The following is a 23970-nucleotide window of genomic DNA, read 5'->3' as shown; positions in this document are numbered from 1 at the left end:
TCATGCAACCGCCGTTGGCCGCCTTTCTGGAACAGGTACTGGTCACGGCGCAAGCGGGCCTCACCTACTCCAAAGACCCCTTCGATATCGGCCGTTTCGAGGCGCTGCGAGCGGCCACCGTGGCCCTTATCGCCAGCCAGGGCGAGCTGGCGCCGGAAGCCATCAGCGACTGGATTGCCCTCGACAGTGGTTATCCCACCCCCAAGCTCGATGTGCGGGCCTTCATTCAGAACGATGCGGGCCATATCCTGCTGGTACAGGAGCGCAGCGACGACTGCTGGACTCTGCCCGGTGGCTGGTGCGATATCGGTGACTCGCCGGCGGATGCCGTGGTGCGTGAAGTGGTGGAGGAGACCGGCCTTGAGTGCCGTGCGGTGCAACTGCTGGCCCTGTTCGACAAGCTAAAACATCCTCATCCGCCCCAGCTGCCTCACGCCCACAAGGCTTTCTTTCTGTGCGAGGTGGCCGGCGGCCAGCTGCTGGGCGAAACCGATGAAACCAAAGGGGCGGGTTACTTCCCCATCGACGACTTGCCCCCGCTCTCCCGCCATCGGGTGGTGGCCTCCCAGTTGCGCACCCTCCATGAGCACTTGCAGCAGGGGCGGCGCGATACCCTGTTTGATTGACATCTGAGGAAGTGAACCCGTCTGCAAGGAGGCTGGATGATCAAGCGCATCGGCAATACCCCGATTCAAGAGAAACACAAGGCCAGCTGCCACTGCGGCGCCGTGGTGCTGGAGCTGACCCTGCCGGATGGGGTGGTTGATCCGCGCCGCTGTGACTGCTCGTTATGCCGACGTCGGGGCGCTATCGTCGCCTCGGTGCCGCTGTCCGGCATCCGCATTCTGCAAGGGGAGGAGGTGCTGCGCTGCTACCAGTTCAATACCCGCACCGCCAAACACTACTTCTGCAGTATCTGCGGCATCTATACCCACCATCAGCGCCGCTCCAACCCGGCCGAGTATGGCTACAACCTCGCTTGTCTCGAAGGGGTCAACCCGTTCGAGCTGGGGGCGGTGCCGACGCGCGATGACGTGCACCATCCAGCGGATCGACAGGCCTGAACAAAAGGGGCTCATATGTTCCTGTTGCACCCTGCGGGGCAGTGTTAATCTTTAGCGGCCTGTTTACTTTGCCTCGCCCGGGGCAGGGGATGGCCGAACTCTTCTGAACTTCACTGCCAACAGGGAGCATGTTTGTGACAACTCCTTCTGCGCTGCCGGATCTGGTACTGGGCGCCTCTCTCTACTTTCCGCCGCTGTTCAAGGCGGTGCTGCTCGGCCTGCTCTGCTGGCTGCCGGTGCACCATCTGCTGCGCGACTGGCTCTATGGCGGGGATGTCTGGCACCCCTTGCTAATGGATCTCTCCCTCTTTATCCTCGCCGTCAGCGGCGCTCTATGGATGCTGTTACATGGCTAAATCACCTCTCGCGACCCTCAAATACTTCTCTACCCTGCTGGTCTGCGCGCTGGCGCTGGCGGCGGGCTGGTGGCTGTGGAACTACTACATGCAGGGGCCCTGGACCCGGGATGGCAAGGTGCGCGCCGAGCTGGTCAGCATTACCCCCGAGGTGTCGGGCAAGATCATCAAGATAGCGGTGAAGGACAACCAGCTGGTGAAGGCGGGGGAGGAGATCTTTACGCTCGACCCCGAGCCCTACCGGATCGCCCTCGATAATGCCCGGGCGGCGCTGGCCAAGGCGAAATCGGATCTCGACAAGGCAGAGCATGAGGCGAACCGCCGCAGCGGCCTGTCGCGCAGCGTCATCTCCGCCGAGACGATGGATGAGGCGCGTCTCAATGCCCAGGCGATGCAGGCGGCCTATCAGGTGGCACAGGCCAATCTGGAGAAGGCGGAGTGGTCGCTGGCCAAGACCCGGGTGCATGCTGCGAGCGATGGCTACATCACCAACCTGCAGACCCGGGTCGGCAACTACGCCAGCGCCGGTGTGCCGCTGGTGGCGCTGGTGGATACTCACTCCTTCTATGTGCAGGGTTACTTTGAAGAGACCAAGCTTGGCCACATAGCGCCGGGCAAACCGGCCGAAGTGGTGCTCTACAGCGGTGAACAGCGGTTGCGCGGCGAGGTGGAGAGCATAGGACGCGCCATCCACGATCAGAGCGTCGATGGCGGCAACGGCCTGCTGATCGACGTCAAACCGAACGTGCCCTGGGTGCGGCTGGCCCAGCGGGTACCGGTGCGGATCAAGCTGCTGGATGTGCCGGCGGACGTGACGCTGATCGCCGGTACCACCTGCACCATCACCATTGGCGAGTAGGGTGAGCGAGTCGTTCTGGCTGCGCACCCCCTGGGGGAAGGCGACAGGGGGGCAGTGGCGTTATGCCCTGCGCAACGCGCTGGCCATGTGCCTGTCGCTCTGGCTGGCCTTCGTGCTGCAGCTCGACTCCCCCTACTGGGCGATGAGCTCGGCCGCGGTGGTGAGTTTTCCCACCGTGGGCGGGGTGATCAGCAAGAGTCTGGGGCGGGTGGTTGGCAGCCTGATGGGGGCGATGGCGGCGGTGGTGATCACCGGTCTTGGCATCAGCGATCCCTGGCTGTTCAGCTTCCTTATCGCCCTCTGGCTGGGCTTGTGCACCTACATCTCCAACCACTATCAGAACAACGTCTCCTACGCCTTTGCCCTCGGCGGTTACACCGCCGCCATCATCGCCTTCTCCTGCGTCAACGTGGCGGATCCCCACCATATCTTCGATATTGCCCAGGCGCGGGTGAGCGAGGTGATCATCGGCATCCTCTGCGGCGGTCTGATGATGATGATCCTGCCCAGCACCTCGGATAGCGAAACCCTGCTGGAATCCCTGCGCAAGAGCCAAGCCCGCCTGCTGGAGCATGCCCAGCTGCTCTGGCTGGGGGAGATGACGCACGAGGTACGCAGCTCCCACGAGGGGTTGATCGGCCAGATCCTCACCATGAACGTACTACGCATTCAGGCGGTCTGGAGTCACCACCGGCTGCGGCGCCAGAACCGGCTGCTCAACTTCCTGCTCCATCGCCAGCTGCGGCTCATCAGCCTTATCTCCAGCCAGCGCCGCATGCTGCACAACTGGCCGGAACAACCGGAAGGCATTCAGGCGCTGCTCGCCACCCTGCTGGCCGAGCTTGGCAAGCCTGGGTGCGACAAGTATCGGGTCGCGAGGTTGCTGGCTCCCCTGATGCCGACCAGCGAGCATGATTACCGGCTGCGCACCTTTTTGCTGCGGCTGCGCCATTTCTGCTGGAGCTATCTGGAGTGCCAGCGCTGGCTCGACCGGTTGACCCGCTACGACGATCAGGAGTGGCCGGTGCCGCCCCGTCACACCTCCCTCACCAGCCATACCGACACGCTGGAGGCCGCCTACAACGGCGGGCGCACCTTCCTCTGCGTGCTGCTCGGCTGCACTTTCTGGATCAACAGTCAGTGGGATGCGGGCAGCTCGGCGCTCACCATGCTCTCCATCTGCTGCGTGCTCTACTCGGCGACCCCGGCGCCGGCTCAGGGGGCCAACACCATGCTCAGGGCGATCCTGCTGCTCAGCCTCATCTGCTTTACGGTCAAGTTTGGCCTGATGATCCGCATCGACGATTTCTGGATCTTCTGCCTCTTGCTCTTTCCGGCGCTGCTCACCATGCAGCTCTGCAAACAACAGCAGGTGCGGCAGGCGGGCCTCTGGGGCCAGATGATCGTGCTGCTCGGCTCGTTTCTCGCCATCACCAATCCGCCCAGCTACGACTATCAGCAGTTCATCAACAGCAGCCTTGCCCAGATGCTGGGGGTGATGAGCGCCGCGCTGGCGTTTCAGCTGCTGCGACCCAGCTCGGATCGGCGCAAGAGCCGCCGCCTCATCCGCTCCCTGCGCCGCCACTTCATGGATCAGCTGGAGCCCGCCCCGCGCCAGAGCGAGAGCCAGTTCGAGTCGCTCATCTACCACTGCATCAGCCAGCTCGGCCAGAGTCAGGATCAGACCGCCCGCCTCTGGGTATTGCGCTGGGGCGTGGTGCTGCTCAACTGCAGCCATATCGTCTGGCAGCTGCGCCAGTGGCGCGGTGACGAGCACCCCCTCTATCTGGTGCGCGACAACTGTATCCGCAGCCTGAAGGGGATCCTCACCGAGCAGGGGGTGCAGCACGCCTCCTTGGATCGCACGCTGGCCGAGCTGCAGCGGATCAGTCAGGGGCTGGCCAACCATGGCGATGGCACGGCGCGAGAGCTGGCAGGCATGGTGTGGCGGCTGCAAAGTTCGCTCTCCCAGCTGCAACAGGCGCTGCCGGGCCCCGCCGAGGGGAGCTGAAACAGCCTTGGGAGGGGCACAATCCCCTCCGGATCACCCTTTCCCGCAGCCAAGTTTGTCCAATACCCTCCCAACGAGTAAGATTCTCCCCAAACGTCAATTCGCAAGGCCCTCCATGTCTACTCAATACAATGCGGATGCCATTGAGGTCCTCAATGGCCTTGAACCGGTGCGTCGCCGCCCCGGCATGTATACCGACACCACCCGGCCCAATCACCTCGGCCAGGAGGTCATCGACAACAGCGTCGATGAAGCGCTGGCAGGTCACGCCCGCAATCTGGAGGTGATCCTGCATGAAGACCAGTCCCTCGAAGTGATCGACGATGGCCGCGGCATGCCGGTCGATATCCACCCGGAAGAGGGGGTCAGCGGGGTGGAGCTGATCCTCTGCAAGCTGCACGCGGGCGGCAAATTCTCCAACAAGAACTACCAGTTCTCCGGCGGTCTGCACGGGGTGGGTATTTCGGTAGTAAATGCCCTCTCCGATCGGGTCGAGGTGACGGTGCGTCGCGACGGTCAGGTCTACGACATCGCCTTCGAGCGCGGCGAGAAGGTGCAGGAGCTGACCATCACCGGCACCTGCGGTCGTCGCAACACCGGCACCCGGGTGCGCTTCTGGCCGCAGGCGAGCTACTTCGATTCGCCCAAGTTCTCGGTCACCAAGCTGGAGCACCTGCTCAAAGCCAAGGCGGTACTTTGCCCCGGCCTCACCATCAAGTTCCTCGACAAGAACACCGGCATCAAGCTGGAGTGGTGCTACGAAGATGGCCTCAAGGATTATCTGGTCGACGCGGTCAAGCAGTACACCTGCCTGCCGGAGCAGCCCTTTATCGGCTCCTTCAGCTCCGAACAGTCGGCGGTGGACTGGGCACTCTGCTGGTTGCCGGAAGGGGGCGAATGCCTCGCCGAATCCTATGTGAACCTCATTCCCACTGCGCAGGGCGGTACTCACGTCAACGGTCTGCGTCAGGGTCTGCTCGACGCCATGCGCGAGTTCTGCGAGTTCCGCAACCTGCTGCCGCGCGGGGTCAAGCTGACTCCGGAAGATATCTGGGATCGCTGCGCCTACATCCTCTCCATCAAGATGCAGGATCCGCAGTTCGCCGGTCAGACCAAGGAACGCCTCTCCTCCCGCCAGAGCTCGGCGTTCGTCTCCGGCGTGGTGAAGGATGCCTTCAGCCTCTACCTCAACAGCAACACCGAGCTGGCGGAGCAGATCGCCGAGCTCTGCATCTCCAGCGCCCAGCGCCGGATGCGCGCCGCCAAGACGGTGGTGCGCAAGAAGATTACCCAAGGCCCGGCACTGCCCGGCAAGCTGACCGATTGCGGCTGCGCCGACCCCATGCAGGGTGAGCTGTTCCTGGTGGAGGGTGACTCTGCGGGCGGCAGTGCCAAGCAGGCGCGGGATCGCGAGTTTCAGGCCATCATGCCGCTGCGCGGCAAGATCCTGAACACCTGGGAGGTGGAGGCCGGTCAGGTGCTCGCCTCGCAGGAGGTGCACGATATTTCCGTGGCCATCGGTCTCGACCCCGACTCCAACGACCTCTCCGGTCTGCGCTACGGCAAGGTGTGCATCCTCGCGGATGCGGACTCGGACGGTCTGCACATCGCCACCCTGCTCTGCGCCCTGTTTGTGAAGCACTTCCGTGCGCTGGTGGAGAAGGGCCACGTCTACGTTGCCATGCCGCCCCTCTACCGGATCGATATCGGCAAGGAGGTCTACTACGCCCTCGACGAGGACGAGAAGAACGGCGTGTTGCAGCGGGTCGAAGCCGAGAAGAAGAAGGGCAAGGTGATGGTGACCCGATTCAAGGGCTTGGGCGAAATGAACCCGAAACAGCTGCGGGAAACCACCATGGATCCCAACACCCGCCGTCTGGTGCAGCTCACCATGGATCCGGCAGGGGAGAGTGAAGGGGATGCGGCTGACGAGACCCTGCAGCTGATGGACATGCTGCTGGCCAAGAAGCGGGCGAGCGATCGCCGCGAATGGCTGGAAGAGAAGGGCAACCTCGCCATCATCTAAGCCGTAGGCCGGCCCTCTCGGGGCCGGCAAGCATTTAGCCGGAGTCGCCCTGTGGCGGCTCCCGAACCGAAAGAGAAAATCACATGAGTGATGCTATCGAGCTCAGTCTGGACGGGGTAGAGCGCCAGCCAATGCGCACCTTTACCGAACAGGCTTACTTGAACTACTCCATGTACGTCATCATGGATCGGGCCCTGCCGCATATCGGCGACGGCCTCAAACCGGTGCAGCGGCGCATCATCTACGCCATGAGCGAGCTGGGGTTGTCGGCGCTCTCCAAGCACAAGAAGTCCGCCCGTACCGTGGGTGACGTGCTGGGTAAGTACCACCCCCACGGCGACAGCGCCTGTTACGAAGCCATGGTGTTGATGGCCCAGCCCTTCTCCTACCGCTACCCGCTGGTGGATGGTCAGGGTAACTGGGGTGCGCCGGACGATCCCAAATCCTTCGCCGCCATGCGTTATACCGAGGCGCGCTTGTCCCGCTTCTCCGAGCTGCTGCTCTCCGAGCTGGGGCAAGGCACGGTGGAGTGGACGCCGAACTTCGACGGCACCATGAAAGAGCCGGTGGTGCTGCCTGCCCGCCTGCCACACATCCTGCTCAACGGGGTGACCGGTATCGCGGTGGGCATGGCAACCGACATCCCGCCCCACAACGCGCGGGAAGTGGCCTACGCCTGTGCCGAGCTGCTCGACAACCCCAATGCGGGGCTCGATGTGTTGATGCAGCACATTCAGGGGCCGGACTACCCGACCAACGCCGAGATCATCACCCCGCGCGACGATATCCGCAAAATCTACGAGACCGGCAAGGGCTCCATCAAGCAGCGGGCGGTCTGGAGCGAGGAGGATGGCGACATCGTCATCACAGCGCTGCCCCATCAGGCCTCCGGCGCCAAGATCATGGAGCAGATCGCCGCCCAGATGGTGGCGAAAAAGCTGCCGATGGTCACCGACCTGCGCGATGAATCTGACCACGAGAACCCGACCCGTCTGGTGATCGTACCGCGCTCCAACCGGGTGGATGTGGAGGGGCTGATGGCCCACCTGTTCGCCACCACGGATCTGGAGAAGAACTACCGGGTCAACCTCAACATCCTCGGCCTCGACAACCGGCCGCAGGTGAAGTGCCTCAAGACCATCCTCAGCGAGTGGATCCAGTTCCGCCGCGAGACGGTGCGTCGCCGCCTGCAGTTCCGCCTCGACAAGGTGCTGGCTCGCCTGCACATCCTCGAAGGCTTGCTGATTGCCTACCTCAACATCGACGAGGTGATCGAGATCATCCGCACCGAGGATGAGCCGGGCAAGGTGATGGTGGAGCGCTTCAACATTACCGAGACCCAGGCCGAAGCGATCCTCGAGCTGAAACTGCGCCATCTGGCCAAGCTCGAAGAGTTCAAGCTGCGCGCCGAACAGAACGAACTGGCCGAAGAGCGCGACAAGCTGGAGCTTATTCTGGGCTCCGAGCGCCGCCTCAACACCCTGCTCAAGAAAGAGTTGCTGGCCGATGCCGAGAAGTACGGCGACGATCGCCGCACCCCGCTGGTGGAGCGTGCCACCGCCGTGGCGCTGACCGAGAAAGAGCTGGTGCCGAGCGAGCCGGTCACCGTCATCCTCTCCGACAAGGGGTGGGTGCGCGCCGCCAAGGGCCACGATGTGGATGTCGAGGGGCTCTCCTACAAGGCGGGGGACAACTACCTCACCCACGCCTTTGGCCGCAGCAACCAGCAGGCGGTGTTCCTGTCGAGCTTTGGCCGCACCTACTCGCTGGAGGCGCACACCCTGCCCTCAGCCCGCAGTCAGGGCGAACCGCTCACCGGCCGCTTTGCGCTGGGTGCCGGTGAAGAGGTGCGTCATCTGGTGATGGGCAACGAAGGCGAGCCGTATCTGATCGCCAGCGACGCCGGTTACGGCTTTGTCTGCACCTATGACGATCTCATCGGCAAGAACAAGAACGGCAAGGCGCTGCTCACCGTGCCGGAAGGGGGGCTGGTGATGGCACCCCAGAAGATTGGCTCGCCGGAGACCGATCTCTGCATGGCCATCTCCAACGAAGGGCGGATGCTGCTGTTCCCGATGAACACCCTGCCGGTGCTCGGCAAGGGCAAGGGCAACAAGCTGATCAGCATTCCGTCCGCGCGGGTCAAGGCGCGGGAGGAGTTTGTGGTGATGGCCGCCGTCATCCCGCAGGGCCAGTCGGTCACCCTGTTTGCCGGCAAGCGCAAGCTGACCCTCAAACCCTCCGATCTCGACTACTACCGCGGCGAGCGCGGCCGCCGTGGCGCCAAGTTGCCCCGCGGTTTGCAGCGGGTGGATCGCATCGAGATTGACGTTCCTACATCAACGGATGAAATTATGTGAATATAAGCAAGAGGTTTTTCCTCTTGCTTATTTATTAATATGGAGGATTAATGGAAGAAATAATATGGTATTCAGATTGGCGCTTTTGGTCTGCAGTCGTGGCGTGGATATCATTTTTAATGAATGTCTGGCCTAAAATAAAATCTAAGATATTTAAAGGTAAGTTATCTTTAAATAAAATGAATCAGGTTTTTTTAAATCATTTCATTGGTTACCCTAACTTAAATTGGTATCTTATCTTGAAAAATACAGGTGGCCAACCTGTGTCAGTAAAAAGAATTGATCTAGAGCTGAAATGCACTGGTTCTGATCAATTCCAGTTAACATCTCTCGGTTTTTGGAACTCTCAAACTGACGCTCAATTGTTAATGTTTACACCATTTGATATTTTGCCTGGGGAGAGTTGGGGAAAGAATATTAGCTTCCAAACAGTTATGTCTCGGAGAGAGCAAATGAATTTGAGGGAATTGATATCTAATCTCAGGGAGGATCTTCAAAACCCCGTGTCGCCTCAACTACCATCACCTCCTGTGAATAATATTTTGGGATTTCCCCCTACTACTTCTTTATCAATGCCTTGTGTTAGTGATGATAATTTAAAAAAGGTAAATGATTTCTTCGATAAAAACTTTAAATGGCAAAGCGGTGAATATCAAGTAGAAATATCGGTCATTGGTGAGCAAGGAGTTCTTCATAAAGAAAAAGTATCATTTACCATCTTTGAAAAGGAATCAGATGAATTGTTATCCCATCGGAATGAGTATTTATATGGAAGTGGGATCTGCAATCCTAATTCATATAAACAAACAGGTATTTACATTTCTCTTTATGGAAAAGATATTTAATTAAAGTTAGGGTTGTTTTTAGCCTTTAATATCTGATTCGTGAAGCGTGATTAGACATTTGCGATAGTAGGTTGCTGCTGAGTTTTCCCCTCTCTTTTGGGAGAGGGTTATGGCGAGGGAATGTTTTTATTAGTAAAACTTTCTTGAGAAATAAAGCTTGGCAAGTTCACTTTCTTGATATATTGAAAGGTCAGTTTAACTTGTAGAGGTTAGCTACTGATAGCTCATAATATTTTGTCGAATGAACTCAATAAATACACGTGTTTTAGCAGGAAGATATTGGCGATTTGCATAAACAGCAAACAACTGCAATGGGGCGGCGGGTAGCTCAAGTTCAATTTCGACCAAGCTGCCATCATCAATAAACTCTTGGCAAGATACCTTGGCCAGAATGGCAAAACCTACACCGGCTATTGCTGCTTTTAACGCCAGTTCACCACTATTGACCCGGTAGTGTTCATTCACCTGGATGGTGGAAAATTCACTGCTCGTGCGAGTAAATTGCCAAGGCATCCCTTTCAGAGCGCTCACCGTTGTTATGCAGGGGAGAGTTTTGAGTTGTGATGTGTGGTTGGGAAGCCCCCACTTCTGAATCAATGACGGGGAGCCAACAACAGTACAGGGAATGGTGGTCAAATGGCTGGCTATGTAATCGCAGTCATCCATCTTGCCTCTGTGAATGATGATTGCCATGTCCAAATCCTCTCTTAATGATTCAAGTCCGGAGAGATTGGTAATGCAGCTGATCGTTATTTCAGGATGTTGGCAGGCAAAGTCGGCAATGGCAGTACCGAGCAGTTTTGGCCCAGCCTCATTGGGAATGCAGATGCGTAATGGCCCTTTCAGCTGAATCTGCTGTGATGTCAATTCAGCCTCGGTTTGCTCCAGTGATTCCAGCAGTGGTTTTACTCGGGTATAGAGCAGTTGCCCTGACTGTGTGAGCTTCATATGGCGGGTTGAGCGTTCAATCAGTTGAAGGTTCAAGGCTTCTTCCAATTGAGAAATACTGCGGCTCACATTTGAGGTGGGGATTTGAAGGGTTTTAGATGCCCCGACAAAACTGCTGTTTTCAACCACTGCAATGAAAATCTTCAGCGCATTCAATTCCATGCCGGTACGCATTGATTATCCCTAATCTGATAACAATTCATGCCATTTTAACGAATAAAATTAAAATGTGATAGTGGGTATACTTTCTATCTCTAAAGATTGAGAGTAAACACAATGATGCTAGATAAAAATAATGTGGGCAAAAAAACTCACAACAATAGTTCGGTTATGGATTTTAACGTTGTTTGGTTGGCCGCATTGATTCAATTGGTCAGTGCTCTTGATTTTATGATGATTATGCCTCTCGGGCCTGATTTATCTCGCGCACTAAATATAAGTCCAACCTATATAGGATATTTAGGTGGTGGGTATGCATTGGCCGCCGCACTATCATCGTTGTTATGTGCCAGATATCTCGACCTATTTGATAGAAAGCATGTTGCACTGATCACATTGTTGGGTATCACGCTATCCACTTGGGCCTGCGTTTTGGCATGGGATATGGAAAGTTTATTCTTTACCCGCTTGCTGGCCGGTATGTTTGCTGGCCCTGCAACATCCATTGCTCTGGCGATCGTTGTGGATGCCACGCCTGTACAGCAACGTGGCCGAGCGATGGCCATCGTGATGGGGGCGTTTTCGTTGTCAGCGATTGCCGGTGTGCCGTTGGGATTGGAGCTGGCAATGTTAAAAGGATGGAGTGCACCTTTCTATGTTTTAGGTGGCTTGGGATTGTGTATCTGCGTGGCGGTATATACAAGGCTGCCCGGGATGACGGCCCACTTGGGATTGAGTCAGAAGGCTTTTTCATCCATTGAAATGTTGAAGCGACCTGTGGTGTTGAATGCGTTTATGGCAATTGGGTTGGCAATTTTCAGCACCTTCCTTATTGTTCCCAACATAGCTGCTTATTTTCAATTTAACCTTGATGTCCCTCGTGGTGATATGAGTCATTACTATGTCATGGGCGGCATTTTTAGCCTGTTTTCAATGCAGCTTGGTGGATTGTTTATTGACCGTTTTGGCGCAATGAAAGTGACAATTTTGATGGGGGCATTGACGATAGCGGTTGTTTGGGATGGTTTTTTGCATGAGCCTTGGTTGCCGACCATAGTGATTTTCACGTTATTCATGGTGGTTACATCGACCCGAACGATCACCGTTGCTGCTGTTAATAGTCAAGTAGCAGCGCCTTGGGAAAGGGCGGGATTCATGTCATTACAAAATGTTTTTCAACATATATTTAGTGGCTCGGCTGCCATCGTCTCTTCGATGATTTTAACAAATGTCGATGGTCACCTTGGCAACATAACTCTATTGGCTTGGCTAACCATAGTGTTGACGATTATTCAGCCACTTTTTCTATATCGATTGCTCAAGCTGCTGCGTTTGGGAACCCCAAAATCGGATGTTTGAGAAACGAGACCTGTGGGGACATAGGCTTGATTGACGAAGCCTAAACGGGGGCTCGGCAGCCAGACGCGGGTCATCCATCCCACCAAAAGAGAAGGGCCCCGCCATCCATGATGGCGGGGTCCTTTGCATGATCAGCCGCGTTGCTGATTTAACCGCTCGCGCTGGCAGGGGCCACTGAAATGGCTGGCCCGAGCCCGATCAGACGGGGATAGCTGTCGCCGCCGGTTGCGGGGTGATTTTCGAGGCGATCAGCAGGCGCAGGCGGGGCACCAGCAACAGCAGGACGATCCCGCCCACCATCGAGCCCCAGCCCAGCATATTGAACACCGAGCTGTAGCCCGGGTTGGTGGCCACCGGAGAGCTGCCGATATTCTGCGGCATGGCGCCGGAGACATACCCCGCCAGCACGGAGGCGACGCCGGTTACCATCATCCAGCAGCCCATCATCAAGCCTTGCAGGCTGGCGGGGGCCAGCTTGCCAATCATGGCGTAACCGATGGGGGAGATCAGCAGCTCGCCAAAGCTCTGCAGCACATAGCTGATGGCGATCCACTTGAAGGCGACCAGCCCGTCGGCACCCGCCAGATGGATACCGATCGGCAGCACCAGCATCCCCAATCCCATGCAGAACAGGGAGGCGGCAAACTGGGAGGGGATGTCGATATTCCACCCCTGTTCGCGCAGCCGCTTGAACAGCAGTGCCATCAGCGGGCCACCGATAACGATGACGATAGTGTTGATGTTCTGGATCCACTGGGGGGCGACCCGCAGCCCGAACACGTTGAGGTTGATGTTGTGCTCGGAGAAGAGCATCAGCCCCATGGGCGCCAGCTGGTAGAGCGACCAGAAGATGAGGGAGCCGAGGGCGAGGATTAGGTAGGCCACCATGCGGCTGCGCTCGGCGGCGTCCGGATGGCGGGCGGTCATCACGCAGAGCAGTACCAGCACCACGGCCCCCAGGATCAGCACGAAGCTGCCGCTGAAGCTGGCGTGGGTCAGCAGCAGGCGCAGCGCCGGCACCAGCATGGCCAGAATGGCGAGGCCACCGAGCATTCGCAGATAGAAACCGCGCCCCTTGATATGGCGCAGCGGGGTGCTGATATCCGCCAGAATCGGCCAGCAGGCGAAGGTGGCGATGATGGCGATGATGTTGCCCAGCGTGGCAAACAGGAACAGGGTGCGGTAATCCTCGGTGAGCTGGAAGTAGCCCGCCACCGTGAAGCCGATAAAGAAGCCCAGATTCATCCCGGCGTAGTTCCACAGGAAGGCGCTCTCGCGGCGGTGATCATCCGGGGCGAAGCGCTGGGTCAGCATCATGTTGAGGCAGGTGACGTTGAGGCCGCTGCCGGTGAGGAACATGGCGAGCCCCCAGTAGAGGCCGGTGATCCCCATCTCGGCGATGAAGTAGCAGCCGATCACCTGCAGCACCATCCCCATCACGAACAGGTTGCGGTTGCTGAGGTAGCGCCCGCCGAGATAACCGCCAAACAGGTGCAGGCCATAGTTGAAGGCACCGAAGACCCCCATCATGGCGTTGGCCTGGGATTCACTGAAGCCGAGCCGCTTGGTGGCGTAGAGCACCAGCGTGGAGTAGAGCACGGCAAACCCCAGGGTCGAGAAGGTCTGGATAAAGAACAGCGCCCCGGAGCCGGGGGGAATGGTGGGGTGTTGATTCGAAGCGCTCACGGTCTGTCTCCTGTGAGAGAAGAAAGTCATTACTCGTCCTGAGAGCGTACCGGTCTGCTGCCGGCTAGCCTTGTGTGCTTCCATGCTGGTCTGAAGGCCGGTCTGTCATTTAGCGGCCAAGCGGTGCAAATAGCCATACCTGAAATTTAATCCGGCGCGATTAATTGCTTTTTATTGATCTATTCCGCCTTTTTATGCGCGATTGAGCCGTGGTTGTAGCTCGGCTTACCACGCGATTGCGGCACGGTTGATGTGATCCAGTCGGCTATTTAGTGCCGATTATGGCGCTGTAGCGGGATCTGCATCCCGCTTTGTTGCCCCGAAACGCAGCTGGCGCCAAGTTGTTGTATTGCAGGTTGTTTATTCATCCTTGGGTATTGAGTGAATAAATATTGGGAAGAGAAGGGGCAGCCTCAGGGTGACTTGCGTGTGTTCTCTCTTTGCTGTCGAGAGGGTGAGGGGAGGATAGAACAACGCCCGGCAGGCCGGGCGTTGTGGTGCGACTGATGGGCGGTGAAAGCGGCCTTAGAAGTCGTGGTAGAGCGGCCAGCCGAGCAGCGGGTGCTTGAGACCGGCGCGCATCTCGATGTTGTCGAGTTTCTCCGGCGAGGCGTTCTCTTTTTGCAGCAGCTGGTACTGGCGCACAAAGCCGAGGGTGTGGAGCAGATTGGGCACAAAACCCGGGCTCAGCTCCTGGCGCAGGGCGGCGGCCATGTCGGCGGGTAGCGCGTTCAGCATCAGGGCGAGCTGAGCGGCGAGGTAGTCGGTGTCATACCAGCTCTCGTCGAGCTCAATCTCCCGCGCCAGTTTGCGCTTGAGATCCTGCTTCACCTTGAGCGGGGCGGCGCCACTGCCCTTGCCGCAGAGGATGCGGTAGAGCAGTGCTTCGGCCAGCTTGTCCTCCATGGTGGGGTGGTCGCTTTCGCAGGCGAAAAAGTGCTGGTCGATGAGCTCCATCAGGCGGCTCTTGTTGTGCTCGGTCAGCGCCTTCTCGTACTCCTGCCACCCTTGCCACTCCTCCACATCGGGCGGGCTCGAGATCTTGTCCAGCAGGCGGGCATCCACGTCACCGTAGAGGCTGTTGCCAGCCTGCTTGGGGCTGACGGTGATGAGCATCGACCAGCCCTTCTGGAACGGCTTGATGGGGCCTTCCGGCGCCTGCAGCAGCGCCAGCGCCTTGGCCGGATCCCGCGCCGAGAGCTCCTGCAGGCCGAGGCTCACCACGCCGATGACGTCGTGGGCGGCCTGCTCCAGCAGGTGCATCTTGTACTTGTTGTAGTACTTGTCGGCGAATTTGAGGCTCATCAGTACCGCCTTGCCCTTGATGGCGGCCAGCTGCTGCTGACTCAAGAGTTCGTTGTCGCGGCCAAAGCGCAGCACCTGGCTCAGAAAGGGGCCCTGGTTGGCATCGCGAATGACTAACTGCATGAATGGGCTCCTTAATCCAGAAAGCTGAACATGTCGTCGACGTCGCCGTACTCGTCTTCCTCGACCTTGTTCTTCTCTTTGGCCTGCATCACCAGCTCGGCGGCAAACTTGTTGATGATGCCGTCCCAGCTGGAGTGCTCGTTGCGCAGCAGCGCCTTGATGGCTTTCTCCACCTCGGGGGCCAGCTCGCGAATAAGCATCAGGAGGCTGCGCGGGTCATCCAGCGCGTAGTCGTGGACATCCTCGCTCTGCTGGCGCTCGCTGTAGCGCAGGGACTCTTCAAGGTCTTCCTCTTCGGCGTGCAGCACGTCGCGATAGCCTTCGTCCTCTTCATAGCGATCGCCGCGATAGAACTCGATAAAGGGGATGGCGAGGTAGAAGAGACCGGCCGGATCTTCGGCCACGCACTCGAGGATCTCGCGCTGCTTGGCTTCGCTATCCTGGGTGCGGATCAGGTAGTTGAGGAAGTCGAAGGTGTGCTGTTGCAGCTCGTCGGCGTTGTTCTTGATCGCCTCTTCCCAGTAGAGCGGCTGCTGGCAGACGATGTCGCGGATCCGCTCCGGGGTCATCAGCTCGGAGATGATGGAGGGGAAGGAGATATCGTGCTGGCCGTTAATCTGGGTCAGGGTAACGATATCAATGTTTTCAATCACTTCTGCCAGCTGGTCGTCAGACATGGTCTTGGCGATCAGCTCGAACTTCTCGCTGGCCTGCTTCGGCTCGATAACGGCCAGCTCTTTGATCTCGATGGCGGTAATTTCTATCAGACTGTTGCTCATGCCTTGCCCCAATTAGAAACGGACTTCGTCGTACATATCCTGATCGCCGTCGTCATCACCATAGCGGTCACTGCCGCCGTGGTAGTCGGCGTCGGCATCTTCCCCGTCTTCATCTTCTTCATCGCGCAGCTCATAGTCGTCATCGCCGCGGTGGCTGCCGCGCGGCAGCGGGTTGTCGAGCAGGAACAGCACGGCGCAGGCTTCCATCAGCTGATCTTCGCTCTGGGTCCGCACCGCCTTGACCAGCGGCAGGGCGGCGTTGTTGAAGCCGACGCTCACCTTGAACTCGTCCCAGCTTGGCTGCTCGCCACTGGCGAGCCACTTGTTCCACTGCGACTTGGCCTTGGCCGGGAACTGCACCCGGCCATAGAGGGCCAGCGGCAGATACTCGGGCATAAACTCCAGCATGCTCATATCGGCCAGCAGCAGGCTCTTCATCTGGTCGGTGAACTGTTCCAGCCCCTTGGGGTCGTCCTGATCCCGGTAGGATTCGATGTTTTCGCTGGCATCGCTTTGCAGCGACTTGAGCCGCGCCTGGTCCCATCTCTTTTGCATAGTTGCTCTTTCTGCCTGCTGTTTCAGGGGTAGAACTGATCCCACATCTCCTGCATGGCGGAGGCGGGGTCGGTCACGATGACGTTGTTGAAATCCTTGATAAAGGCGGCCCGCTGTTTCGGATCGGACAGCACTTCATAGGCCTGCTTTACCTGGTGCAGCTTGATGGCTGCCTGCTCTTTCTCTTCTTCACTGGCCCCGTGCAGCTTGTCGGGGTGGTACTGGTTCGACAGCCGACGATAGGCTTTCTTGATGTCGTTTTCGCTGGCGTTGGACTTGACGCCCAGCACCCGAAAGTAGTTGTTCATGGCAGATCCTGCATCACTGGCATCATAGGATTCACGCTGCGAGTGCCTGATGGTGGGGATTGGCAAACCAGGCACGGCAAAAACCCGTCATTTTAACGGAAACCTCCCCTCATCGCCATGAATAGGACGCAAAGTCACCGGCAGAAAAGCGTGACTGTGCACCTTGGGATCTGCCTCTCTGTCTGGAATGACCCTGGGACTACACTACAGGAGGCGTCGGGGATTACCCTGGCGATCGTCAGTTGGCCTCGGCCGTACCGAGACCCTTACTAAGGAATGGACAGCCATGCTCAAATTTTATCTTCTGCCTATGGTGCTGCTTGGCGGTTTCGCCATCGCTGCCGATGAGAGCATCGATGAGCCCTTGATGTTCATCAAGGGGGACATTACCAAGGCACAGTTTATGGAAAGAGCCGAGCAGCGTTTCACCCGGCAGGACAGTGACAAGGATGGCACCCTCTCGATTGCCGAGAGAGAGGCAGCCATGGCCAAGATGCACGAGGCAATGCAGCAGTCAGGCAAGGCCATGCCTGGCAAGATGGGGAACATGGGCAACATGAGGCCGATGCAGGACACGACCAGGGAACAGTTCATGGCGCATCATGAGGCTCTCTTTACCCAAATGGACAAGAACGGAGATGGTGTGCTTGACGAAGCCGAGCGTACCAGTGCCAGAGGGCGGCTCGGGCAGGGGATGATGGCGCCCGCCCAATAGAGCTGGTTTGTCACCTTTCTTTCCTGAAATAAAGAGCCCGGTAGTGATACCGGGCTCTTTGCATGGAGACGGGGTGACCTGAGGGCTCACCATTGCCGCAGTGCGAGCGCTTCCTGCCCCTGCGGGCGACCCCGACCTTAGCTCTGCCTGGCCAGCTCTGCCTTCACCAGCTGCTCCAGCTCCTCATAGGGGATGGCGCCCGACACCAGCTGGTTGCCGATCAGGGTCGCCGGTGTGCCCTGTACACCCAGCAGGGTACCAATGCGCAGGCTGTTGCGCAGCTCCTCGGTGGCTTTACCCTCCGGTTTGAGTGCCACATTGCCGGTGGCCGCCAGCGCCTTGTTGATGTCCGCCTCGGTCAGCATCCCCTGCTTGCTCATCAGCTTGTCGTGCAGGGCGAAGAAGCGGGCGGGATCCTGTTGCCACAGGGTCAGGCTGTACTGGGCTGCCTTGGCGGAGCTCTGCCCCTTGAACGGCAGCAATTTGATCACCAGCCCCAGATCATTCGGATAGGCCTTGAGCAGCCTGGTCAGCTGGGGATCGAACTGCTTGCAGTAGGGGCAGTTGTAGTCGGTAAACAGCACCAGCGTCAGCTTGGGGTTTTTGGCACCCAGGCGCGGGCTGGTTGCGCTGTTGAACAGCACATCCTTGTTGCCCTTGATGAAGTTGCCAAGCTGGGCCTCCTGGGCTGCGGCATTCTGCTTCTCCCAGGACTCGGCCGCCTCGTCGAGGATCTTGGGGTTGGCGATCAGAGTCTCGCGGATCAGCTCCTTGATGCGTGCTTCCTGTTCAGGGGTGAAGGGGGCCGCGTGCAGGGTCGGAGCCAGCAGGGTTGCGCAGAGAGAGGCCAGCAGGGGCAGGGCGCTCAGAGTCGGTTTCATGGATACTCCTTAAAATCGGGTAGTGCCAGCCTGAAGTGGCCAGCCTTGTGCAAGCTAGTCGGCAGTCGTCGTGGTTGCGTCGGGGCAGCAAGGTATTCCCCTGCAACAACGCCATGCCGTAAATCTGTTTTCAGTACGCCGCAGTCGTGCCCCGTTGGTGCAAGAAGGCGGCGATGGTCTCGCAAACATGAGTCATGACCAATGGCAAAGAGCCGGAATCATTCCCGCCAGATGCAGAGGGTGAGGTGCAGACGCCGTTCGGGTGGCGAGATGACTATGGGTGGGGGCAGTGGCGGTGTGTAGCGCCAAAGGGGGGCCAGCAGGGCGATCAGCACCGCCACGGCAAAGAAGAGCTGTTCGATGCAGAGCAGGGGGGCGGCGCTCAGCCACTTGCCGTTGAGCTGGCAACTGCCTGGCTGCGGGCTGGCCGGTTTGGCATCCCCCAGATCCGTTGTCGAGTTCTGAACGGGTAGCGCCTGACAGCTGAGCGCCTGATCAAGCAGGGCAAGCCGGGCCAGCGGCTGGGCCGCACAATTGAGCAGCAGCAGGCAGACCAGCAGCAGGAGATGTTTCGCTACCCGTTGTTGCAAAATCATGTTCGCCCCGTCCATCAAGATGGGGCCATCCTAACGACCAATGGCGGGTGGGGCAAGTCGGCGGCGTATTGATGAGCAGTACTGTGGGTGGCGCGACGGGGAGGGTGGTCGGTTCTGTTTGGCGAACGCTTGTTCGCTAAAAGGGGGATCAGTATACTGCGCCGAGTTAAAACTCGAGGTGTTCGATGCTCAAAATTGCCCGTGTGCTGCTGCTTGGTCTGCTGCTCATTTTCTGGTTCCTGTTCGGCCTGCTGCTCTGTCTGGTTCGTCCGCGCCATCCCAACAACGTCTATGTTTTCGCCCGCATGTATCACGCGGTCTGCCCGCTGATCGGACTGCGAGTCAAGGTGACGGTGGCCGACGAGGTCAAATCGGTCGGCCCGGCGGTCTACGTCTGCAACCACCAGAGCAACTTCGACATCTTCACCGTGACCGGTGCGGTGCAGCCCGGTGTGGTGGCGGTGGGCAAGAAGAGCCTGCTGTGGCTCCCCTTCTTCGGCCTTATCTTCTGGCTCTCCGGCAACGTGCTGATCGACCGCTCCAACCGCTCCCGTGCCATCGGCACCATAGGTCAGGTGGTGGATCGCATCAAGAATCGCGGCACCTCCATCTGGATGTTCCCGGAAGGGACCCGCTCCAAGGGGCGTGGCCTGCTGCCATTCAAGGCGGGCGCTTTCCACACTGCGGTACAGGCTGAAGTGCCCGTGGTGCCCATCGTCTGCTCCAGCTACTTCGGTCAGATCGACCTCAATCGTTGGGACAACGGCGAAGTGCTGGTGGAAGTGATGGCACCGGTCTGCAGCAAGGAGCACGGTGCCGCTGGCATTCGCGAGCTCTCCGAAGTGTGCCGTGCCAGGATGGAGGCCAAGCTGGCCGAATTGGACAGCAAGCTGGGCCACAGCCACGCAGCTTGACTAGATATCGCAGATGAATCGACAAGGGAGCCTCAGGCTCCCTTTTTTATTGGTAAAAATCACCACCTGGTTGGCTATTTTCACCAATAAACCCTTCTTGAATTTCCTCGGTAAATTCCCATCTATATGTAAAACAACAATAATCTTTCTTGGCACGGCTCTTGTAATGCAATGGGAAGAGATAGCCATCCCATCAACAAGGAGCCAGACCATGAGCGTATTCAGCCGCCTGACCGACGTGATAAATGCCAACCTGCACAGCCTGCTCGACAAGAGTGAAGAGCCGGAGAAGATGCTGCGCCTGATGATCGAAGAGATGGAGCAGGTGCAGGTCGAGATGCGTACCCAGGCCGCCCGCGTGATTGCTGAACAGAAACAGCTGGAGCGTCACCAGCAGGGGTTGCAGGCGCAGATCCTGGAGTGGTCGGCCAAGGCCGAGCTCGCCATCCAGAAAGGCCGTGAGGATCTGGCCCGTGCCGCCCTCACCGAGAAGCTGGCGGAGGCCAGGAAATGTGAACAGCTGGAACAGGACAAGGCCCGGGTGGCCGAGGTGCTGGCCCAGCTTACCGCCGACAGCGAGCGACTGGCAGCCAAGCTGACCGAGGCGCGGGAGAAGCAGAAACTGCTGACCCTGCGCGAGCAGACGGCCCACAGCCGCATTCGTGCTCGCGCTCAGGTGGACAACCAGCGCATGCATGAGCTGATGGCGCGCTTTGACGGTTTTCAAGGCCGGGTCGAACAGCTGGAAGCCCAGCTGGAGGCGGCCATTTTGGGGCAGAATCCCTCGCTGGAGGCCCAGTTCCGCGAGCTGGAGCTCAATGACGAGATCGAGCGCGAGCTGGCCCGTCTCAAGGGGCAGAAGGTGGAGGTATAACCATGACTCCCTGGCCCAAGGATCTTGTCCATCGCAAGCTGACTGGCGTTTGCGCCGGCATTGCCCAACGGCTGGGGATCTCCAGAGTGACGGTGCGAGTGGTAGCCCTGCTCGCCCTGATCCTGGTGCCACCGCTGGCACTGGCTGCCTATCTGCTGGCGGTGCTGGTGATGCCGCCCCGTTATGAATTGAAACGCTGGCTGGATTGACCGCAAGGCAGCCCGGCGGCACAGAGAGCCCGTAAGGAGCAAGTTATGCTGGAATTTTTCATATTGCTGGGAGTGTTGCTGGTCATGGCGCTGACCGGCTTTACCCTGGTAGCCATGCTGCTGGTGAGCGGCGTGTTTGTACTACTGGGGCTGCTGAGCGGCATGCTTGCCCTGATCGTCAAGTTGGCTCCCTGGTTGCTGCTGGTACTGGCGGTTTGCTGGCTGATCAGCAACCGCAGCAAGCGTTCCAATACCTACCTCTAACCCGCCTGAGGTTGTGCAAGACGTTGTGTGATGCTCCCTGATTTCCCCTTTCCGGCCACTCATCGAGTGGCCTTTTTTTGCCTGTCGTCCTCAAGGCTGGGTGGCTGCGGGTAACCACTGGGGGCTCCAGCTCTGCCAGAGTGCCGGGCTGTAGATCAGCTGCTCCTTGAAGGATTTCGGCTGCTGCTTGAGGCGATATTCGAGGCGCAGAGCCGCCCCCTTCTCGCCGACTTCCTGTTGCCACGCCAGCGTCAGTGGCCCCTTGCCGCGCAGGGCGCGAGCGCCCTTGCCACTCTGGTGCTGACGAAGACGGCGCAGCGGATCCGTGCTGATCCCGGTATAGAGCAGGCCGGTAGCGGTGCGCACCATATAGATAAACCAGCGAGAAGAGGGGGGAGAGGCGTGCGGGGATATCCCGTCAGGAGGTTTTATCATTTGTACTTCTCTGTGCCAAACTCAAAAGCAGTGCAAGGAGGTGCGATGAGAGTCTGGTTCTGGTTGTGGTTACTGTTGTCGGTTCCGGCTCTGGGGGAGACGATCCGTCTCTACGATTACCATCAGCATCCGCCCTTCAATACCGGAGTGGATGCCGGACTGAGCCGCGAGCTGGTCAAGTATCTCAATGAAAAGTTGGGGGGGGAACCCAGAATCGAGCTCTGGCTGGTTAATCGCGCCCGGCTGGCGCTGGAGATGGCGGATCCCGACTTTGATGGTCTGGTGGTCTGGGTCAATCCCGCCTGGGTAGGGGATCCCCATCGCGAGCGTTATCTCTGGACCTTTCCGGTGATGCGCGACACCAACGAGCTAATCTCGAACATCGACAAGCCGATCACCTATCGCGGACCCGACTCCCTCAAGGGATTGGTGTTCGGCGGGGTGGAGGGCTACCGCTATCAGGGGATCGACGATGCGGCAGCAAGGGGAGAGCTGGAGCGTCACGATGCCAAGAAGGTGAAGACCAATCTTGAGCTGCTGGTGCGCGGCCGCATCGATGTGACCATGGTGCCTGGCTCCGCGCTGGGCTTTTTCATCGACTCAAACCACTATCAGGGCAAGCTGTTTATCTCGCCATTCCCCCAATCCAGCTATACCCGCCATATCCTGCTGCCCAAATCTCGCCCAGAGCTGCATGCCACCCTCAACGACATCGCCGAGCAGATGGACAAGGATCCCCGCTGGCACAAGGTGTTGGAGTCCTATCGCGGTACGCCCTGAGGGCGGCGCTTGAGCCGGTGCAGCGGTAACAGGCTCACCAGCAGACCAGCCCAGACAAAGGCGAAACCGACAGCCTTGATGGGGTCCGGCGCCTCACCAAACCAGTAGATGGCGAGCAGGAAGGCGAGGCTGGGCTCGATATATTGCAGCAGTCCCACCGTGCTCATCCGGGTTCTCGCCACCGCATAGCAGAAGAGCCCCACCGGCAGCAGAGTAGCGGGCGCACTGCCCATCAGCAGCAGCTTGTCGGCCAGATCCCCGTTCACGAATGCCCCTTCCCCGTGCCATGCCAGCGTGCCGATGATGATCAGCGCGACGGGCAGTTGCACCATGGCTTCCAGATAGAGGCTGGTGCCGGTGTCGTAGTGGATTTTCTTCTTGATAAGGCCATAGCAGGCGAAGTTGGCCCCCATGATGAGGGAGAACCAGGGGAGCTGGCCGTAGCAGAAGAGCATGTAGGCGAGACCCGCCAGTGCCAGAGCGACTGCCAGATGCTTTTGCGGGGTGAGCCGCTCTTTGAGGAAGATGACGGCGAATACGATATTGAACAGTGGGGTCATAAAGAAGGCGAGGCTGGTGGTCAGCACCTGCCCGGTAGTGAGGCACCAGGTGAACATGCACCAGCTGATGGACATTACGGGGCCCGCCAGCAGAATGAGGCCGAGCTGGCGCGGCTCGCTGCGCAGTTGTGCCCAAGGCACCTTGTGGCCAAGCAGCAAAAACAGGGCCCCCAGCAGCACCACAGACCAGAGCACCCGGTGGGAGATCAGCTCCCACATGTTGACCTCGGGCATGAATTGATAATAGAGCGGCAGCATCCCCCACAGGATGAAGGAGAGGGTCGCGGTGCCGGTACCTAGCCAGTTTTTCATTATTATCCGTTTATTAAATTAAACACTCATGGCGATAGTAGGGCGCGCGCCCTGTTTCCACAAGAGGGAAAACAGGGAAATGCTGGTACTATCAACGTCATGCAGCGAATCGATAAGTTGTTTGAGCAAATCAGGGCCTGCCGTCTGTGCGAGGCTCATCTGCCGCTGGGGCCTCGTCCGGTGATCCGCGGGGCCGAGAGTGCCCGCCTGCTGATCATCGGTCAGGCGCCCGGCACCCGGGTGCATGCCAGCGGTATCCCGTGGGATGACCCCTCCGGTGACCGACTGCGCCAGTGGCTCGGGGTCGATAAAGCCACCTTCTACGACGAATCCCGCATCGCCATCATGCCGATGGGGCTCTGCTATCCCGGCAGGGGAAAATCCGGCGATCTGCCGCCGCGCCCCGAATGTGCGCCCACCTGGCACGACAAGGTATTGATGCTGCTACCCAACATCGAACTGACCCTGCTGATTGGCCAGTATGCACAAGCCCATTACCTGCGGGGGGCGGCCAAGGGGTCGCTCACCGAGACGGTGCGCAGCTGGGCTGACTATGGCCCCGGCTGGCTGCCGCTGCCGCACCCCTCCCCGCGCAATACTCTCTGGCTCAGGAAGAATCCCTGGTTCGAAGATGAGATCGTCCCCCATCTGCAGCAAAGGGTCGCCCCGTTTCTGGGGAGACCCTGA

The 23970-nt window shown here is 58.8% G+C and carries 26 protein-coding genes; 16 read left to right on the top strand and 10 right to left on the bottom strand.

All coding sequences use genetic code 11. From position 1 onward, the window contains the following. Positions 1-2 precede the first annotated feature (2 nt). From G5168_RS11220 to G5168_RS11185, 8 genes are all read left to right on the top strand, one after another. The gene (locus tag G5168_RS11220) at positions 3-626 is read left to right on the top strand and encodes an NUDIX hydrolase (RefSeq protein WP_421209318.1); all 624 of its coding nucleotides are present in this window, start codon (positions 3-5) and stop codon (positions 624-626) included. 36 nt (positions 627-662) lie between these two features. After that, positions 663-1064 carry a GFA family protein gene (locus tag G5168_RS11215; RefSeq protein WP_421252211.1) on the top strand — a complete coding sequence of 134 codons (402 nt, stop codon included), beginning with the start codon at positions 663-665 and terminating at the stop codon, positions 1062-1064. 128 nt (positions 1065-1192) lie between these two features. Continuing rightward, a complete protein-coding gene (locus G5168_RS11210; RefSeq protein WP_421252210.1) occupies positions 1193-1420 on the top strand; it encodes a DUF1656 domain-containing protein in 228 nt (75 codons plus the stop codon). Beyond that, on the top strand, positions 1413-2279 hold the full coding sequence (locus G5168_RS11205; protein WP_005343109.1) for an HlyD family secretion protein: 867 nt from the start codon (positions 1413-1415) through the stop codon (positions 2277-2279). Before G5168_RS11210 ends, G5168_RS11205 begins: the two co-directional genes overlap by 8 nt. Position 2280: 1 nt before the next feature. After that, complete coding sequence (locus G5168_RS11200) at positions 2281-4290, top strand: FUSC family protein (RefSeq protein WP_421252209.1); 2010 nt, start codon at positions 2281-2283, stop codon at positions 4288-4290. 115 nt (positions 4291-4405) lie between these two features. Further along, positions 4406-6316, top strand: a complete 1911-nt coding sequence (gene parE / locus G5168_RS11195; RefSeq protein ID WP_201909748.1) for a DNA topoisomerase IV subunit B — start codon at positions 4406-4408, stop codon at positions 6314-6316. Between the two features lie 83 nt (positions 6317-6399). After that, complete coding sequence (gene parC / locus G5168_RS11190) at positions 6400-8676, top strand: DNA topoisomerase IV subunit A (RefSeq protein WP_421252208.1); 2277 nt, start codon at positions 6400-6402, stop codon at positions 8674-8676. 50 nt (positions 8677-8726) lie between these two features. Continuing rightward, the gene (locus G5168_RS11185) at positions 8727-9521 is read left to right on the top strand and encodes a hypothetical protein (RefSeq protein WP_323886305.1); all 795 of its coding nucleotides are present in this window, start codon (positions 8727-8729) and stop codon (positions 9519-9521) included. Positions 9522-9734: 213 nt separating this feature from the next. Here G5168_RS11185 and G5168_RS11180 read toward each other — a convergent pair whose 3' ends face one another. Beyond that, on the bottom strand, positions 9735-10643 hold the full coding sequence (locus G5168_RS11180; protein ID WP_421252207.1) for a LysR family transcriptional regulator: 909 nt from the start codon (positions 10641-10643) through the stop codon (positions 9735-9737). A gap of 102 nt (positions 10644-10745) precedes the next feature. Between G5168_RS11180 and G5168_RS11175 the strand changes: the two genes are divergently transcribed. Further along, on the top strand, positions 10746-11987 hold the full coding sequence (locus G5168_RS11175) for an MFS transporter (RefSeq protein WP_421252206.1): 1242 nt from the start codon (positions 10746-10748) through the stop codon (positions 11985-11987). Positions 11988-12185: 198 nt separating this feature from the next. On the opposite strand, the gene G5168_RS11170 is transcribed toward G5168_RS11175, so the two are convergent. The 5 genes from G5168_RS11170 to G5168_RS11150 all read right to left on the bottom strand — a co-directional run bounded on the left by G5168_RS11170 (position 12186) and on the right by G5168_RS11150 (position 16743). Further along, on the bottom strand, positions 12186-13673 hold the full coding sequence (locus tag G5168_RS11170) for a peptide MFS transporter (protein ID WP_421252205.1): 1488 nt from the start codon (positions 13671-13673) through the stop codon (positions 12186-12188). 525 nt (positions 13674-14198) lie between these two features. After that, positions 14199-15101, bottom strand: a complete 903-nt coding sequence (atcC, locus tag G5168_RS11165) for a cold adaptation protein AtcC (RefSeq protein WP_421249640.1) — start codon at positions 15099-15101, stop codon at positions 14199-14201. Positions 15102-15112: 11 nt separating this feature from the next. Further along, positions 15113-15880 (bottom strand): cold adaptation protein AtcB, encoded by a 768-nt coding sequence (gene atcB, locus G5168_RS11160; protein ID WP_005343119.1) that lies wholly within the window; start codon positions 15878-15880, stop codon positions 15113-15115. Positions 15881-15892: 12 nt separating this feature from the next. After that, on the bottom strand, positions 15893-16435 hold the full coding sequence (gene atcA / locus G5168_RS11155) for a cold adaptation protein AtcA (RefSeq protein WP_279488427.1): 543 nt from the start codon (positions 16433-16435) through the stop codon (positions 15893-15895). A 23-nt stretch (positions 16436-16458) separates the two neighbouring features. Next, positions 16459-16743, bottom strand: coding sequence for a DnaJ domain-containing protein (locus G5168_RS11150; RefSeq protein WP_005343121.1), 285 nt, complete (start codon positions 16741-16743; stop codon positions 16459-16461). A gap of 286 nt (positions 16744-17029) precedes the next feature. Between G5168_RS11150 and G5168_RS11145 the strand changes: the two genes are divergently transcribed. After that, positions 17030-17458: an EF-hand domain-containing protein gene (locus tag G5168_RS11145; RefSeq protein WP_216952102.1), complete on the top strand. Its 429-nt coding sequence runs from the start codon at positions 17030-17032 to the stop codon at positions 17456-17458. Positions 17459-17595: 137 nt separating this feature from the next. Here G5168_RS11145 and G5168_RS11140 read toward each other — a convergent pair whose 3' ends face one another. After that, positions 17596-18339, bottom strand: a complete 744-nt coding sequence (locus G5168_RS11140) for a DsbA family protein (RefSeq protein WP_216952101.1) — start codon at positions 18337-18339, stop codon at positions 17596-17598. 218 nt (positions 18340-18557) lie between these two features. Next, positions 18558-18935: a hypothetical protein gene (locus tag G5168_RS11135; RefSeq protein ID WP_216979528.1), complete on the bottom strand. Its 378-nt coding sequence runs from the start codon at positions 18933-18935 to the stop codon at positions 18558-18560. A gap of 185 nt (positions 18936-19120) precedes the next feature. Here G5168_RS11135 and G5168_RS11130 point away from each other — a divergent pair, with 185 nt between their 5' ends. The 4 genes from G5168_RS11130 to pspG all read left to right on the top strand — a co-directional run bounded on the left by G5168_RS11130 (position 19121) and on the right by pspG (position 21196). Then, complete coding sequence (locus tag G5168_RS11130) at positions 19121-19849, top strand: 1-acylglycerol-3-phosphate O-acyltransferase (protein ID WP_421172394.1); 729 nt, start codon at positions 19121-19123, stop codon at positions 19847-19849. 211 nt (positions 19850-20060) lie between these two features. Beyond that, positions 20061-20723 carry a phage shock protein PspA gene (gene pspA, locus G5168_RS11125; protein ID WP_227341434.1) on the top strand — a complete coding sequence of 221 codons (663 nt, stop codon included), beginning with the start codon at positions 20061-20063 and terminating at the stop codon, positions 20721-20723. A gap of 2 nt (positions 20724-20725) precedes the next feature. Then, positions 20726-20932 (top strand): PspC domain-containing protein, encoded by a 207-nt coding sequence (locus G5168_RS11120; protein ID WP_124241612.1) that lies wholly within the window; start codon positions 20726-20728, stop codon positions 20930-20932. A 45-nt stretch (positions 20933-20977) separates the two neighbouring features. Beyond that, positions 20978-21196, top strand: coding sequence for an envelope stress response protein PspG (gene pspG, locus G5168_RS11115; RefSeq protein WP_421252204.1), 219 nt, complete (start codon positions 20978-20980; stop codon positions 21194-21196). A gap of 90 nt (positions 21197-21286) precedes the next feature. Here pspG and G5168_RS11110 read toward each other — a convergent pair whose 3' ends face one another. Next, positions 21287-21631, bottom strand: coding sequence for a GIY-YIG nuclease family protein (locus G5168_RS11110; protein ID WP_421249635.1), 345 nt, complete (start codon positions 21629-21631; stop codon positions 21287-21289). Between the two features lie 45 nt (positions 21632-21676). Here G5168_RS11110 and G5168_RS11105 point away from each other — a divergent pair, with 45 nt between their 5' ends. Then, the gene (locus tag G5168_RS11105; protein WP_421172392.1) at positions 21677-22411 is read left to right on the top strand and encodes a substrate-binding periplasmic protein; all 735 of its coding nucleotides are present in this window, start codon (positions 21677-21679) and stop codon (positions 22409-22411) included. Here G5168_RS11105 and rarD read toward each other — a convergent pair. Next, positions 22393-23283: an EamA family transporter RarD gene (gene rarD / locus G5168_RS11100; RefSeq protein WP_042052465.1), complete on the bottom strand. Its 891-nt coding sequence runs from the start codon at positions 23281-23283 to the stop codon at positions 22393-22395. The two genes, G5168_RS11105 and rarD, sit on opposite strands and share 19 nt — an antisense overlap. 99 nt (positions 23284-23382) lie before the next feature. Here rarD and G5168_RS11095 point away from each other — a divergent pair, with 99 nt between their 5' ends. Continuing rightward, a complete protein-coding gene (locus G5168_RS11095; RefSeq protein WP_144714006.1) occupies positions 23383-23970 on the top strand; it encodes a uracil-DNA glycosylase family protein in 588 nt (195 codons plus the stop codon).

The sequence above is a fragment of the Aeromonas sp. 600724 genome, assembly GCF_049175135.1.
Taxonomy (GTDB): Bacteria; Pseudomonadota; Gammaproteobacteria; order Enterobacterales; family Aeromonadaceae; genus Aeromonas; species Aeromonas veronii_A.
Note: the sequence above shows the minus strand (reverse complement) of the source record. Positions and strands in the feature narration are given on the sequence as shown.

Bases quoted from the DNA above. Each gene is read 5' to 3' on its own strand.
- parE (WP_201909748.1), top strand. From the start codon at position 4,406: ATGTCTACTCAATACAATGCGGATGCCATTGAGGTCCTCAATGGCCTT.
- pspG (WP_421252204.1), top strand. From the start codon at position 20,978: ATGCTGGAATTTTTCATATTGCTGGGAGTGTTGCTGGTCATGGCGCTG.
- G5168_RS11105 (WP_421172392.1), top strand. From the start codon at position 21,677: ATGAGAGTCTGGTTCTGGTTGTGGTTACTGTTGTCGGTTCCGGCTCTG.
- G5168_RS11130 (WP_421172394.1), top strand. From the start codon at position 19,121: ATGCTCAAAATTGCCCGTGTGCTGCTGCTTGGTCTGCTGCTCATTTTC.
- G5168_RS11095 (WP_144714006.1), top strand. From the start codon at position 23,383: ATGCAGCGAATCGATAAGTTGTTTGAGCAAATCAGGGCCTGCCGTCTG.
- G5168_RS11210 (WP_421252210.1), top strand. From the start codon at position 1,193: ATGTTTGTGACAACTCCTTCTGCGCTGCCGGATCTGGTACTGGGCGCC.
- G5168_RS11220 (WP_421209318.1), top strand. From the start codon at position 3: ATGCAACCGCCGTTGGCCGCCTTTCTGGAACAGGTACTGGTCACGGCG.
- G5168_RS11180 (WP_421252207.1), bottom strand. From the start codon at position 10,643: ATGCGTACCGGCATGGAATTGAATGCGCTGAAGATTTTCATTGCAGTG.
- atcA (WP_279488427.1), bottom strand. From the start codon at position 16,435: ATGCAAAAGAGATGGGACCAGGCGCGGCTCAAGTCGCTGCAAAGCGAT.
- G5168_RS11140 (WP_216952101.1), bottom strand. From the start codon at position 18,339: ATGAAACCGACTCTGAGCGCCCTGCCCCTGCTGGCCTCTCTCTGCGCA.
- G5168_RS11150 (WP_005343121.1), bottom strand. From the start codon at position 16,743: ATGAACAACTACTTTCGGGTGCTGGGCGTCAAGTCCAACGCCAGCGAA.
- G5168_RS11135 (WP_216979528.1), bottom strand. From the start codon at position 18,935: ATGATTTTGCAACAACGGGTAGCGAAACATCTCCTGCTGCTGGTCTGC.
- G5168_RS11215 (WP_421252211.1), top strand. From the start codon at position 663: ATGATCAAGCGCATCGGCAATACCCCGATTCAAGAGAAACACAAGGCC.
- G5168_RS11145 (WP_216952102.1), top strand. From the start codon at position 17,030: ATGCTCAAATTTTATCTTCTGCCTATGGTGCTGCTTGGCGGTTTCGCC.
- parC (WP_421252208.1), top strand. From the start codon at position 6,400: ATGAGTGATGCTATCGAGCTCAGTCTGGACGGGGTAGAGCGCCAGCCA.
- G5168_RS11120 (WP_124241612.1), top strand. From the start codon at position 20,726: ATGACTCCCTGGCCCAAGGATCTTGTCCATCGCAAGCTGACTGGCGTT.
- G5168_RS11185 (WP_323886305.1), top strand. From the start codon at position 8,727: ATGGAAGAAATAATATGGTATTCAGATTGGCGCTTTTGGTCTGCAGTC.
- atcC (WP_421249640.1), bottom strand. From the start codon at position 15,101: ATGCAGTTAGTCATTCGCGATGCCAACCAGGGCCCCTTTCTGAGCCAG.
- G5168_RS11175 (WP_421252206.1), top strand. From the start codon at position 10,746: ATGATGCTAGATAAAAATAATGTGGGCAAAAAAACTCACAACAATAGT.
- atcB (WP_005343119.1), bottom strand. From the start codon at position 15,880: ATGAGCAACAGTCTGATAGAAATTACCGCCATCGAGATCAAAGAGCTG.
- pspA (WP_227341434.1), top strand. From the start codon at position 20,061: ATGAGCGTATTCAGCCGCCTGACCGACGTGATAAATGCCAACCTGCAC.
- G5168_RS11205 (WP_005343109.1), top strand. From the start codon at position 1,413: ATGGCTAAATCACCTCTCGCGACCCTCAAATACTTCTCTACCCTGCTG.
- G5168_RS11110 (WP_421249635.1), bottom strand. From the start codon at position 21,631: ATGATAAAACCTCCTGACGGGATATCCCCGCACGCCTCTCCCCCCTCT.
- rarD (WP_042052465.1), bottom strand. From the start codon at position 23,283: ATGAAAAACTGGCTAGGTACCGGCACCGCGACCCTCTCCTTCATCCTG.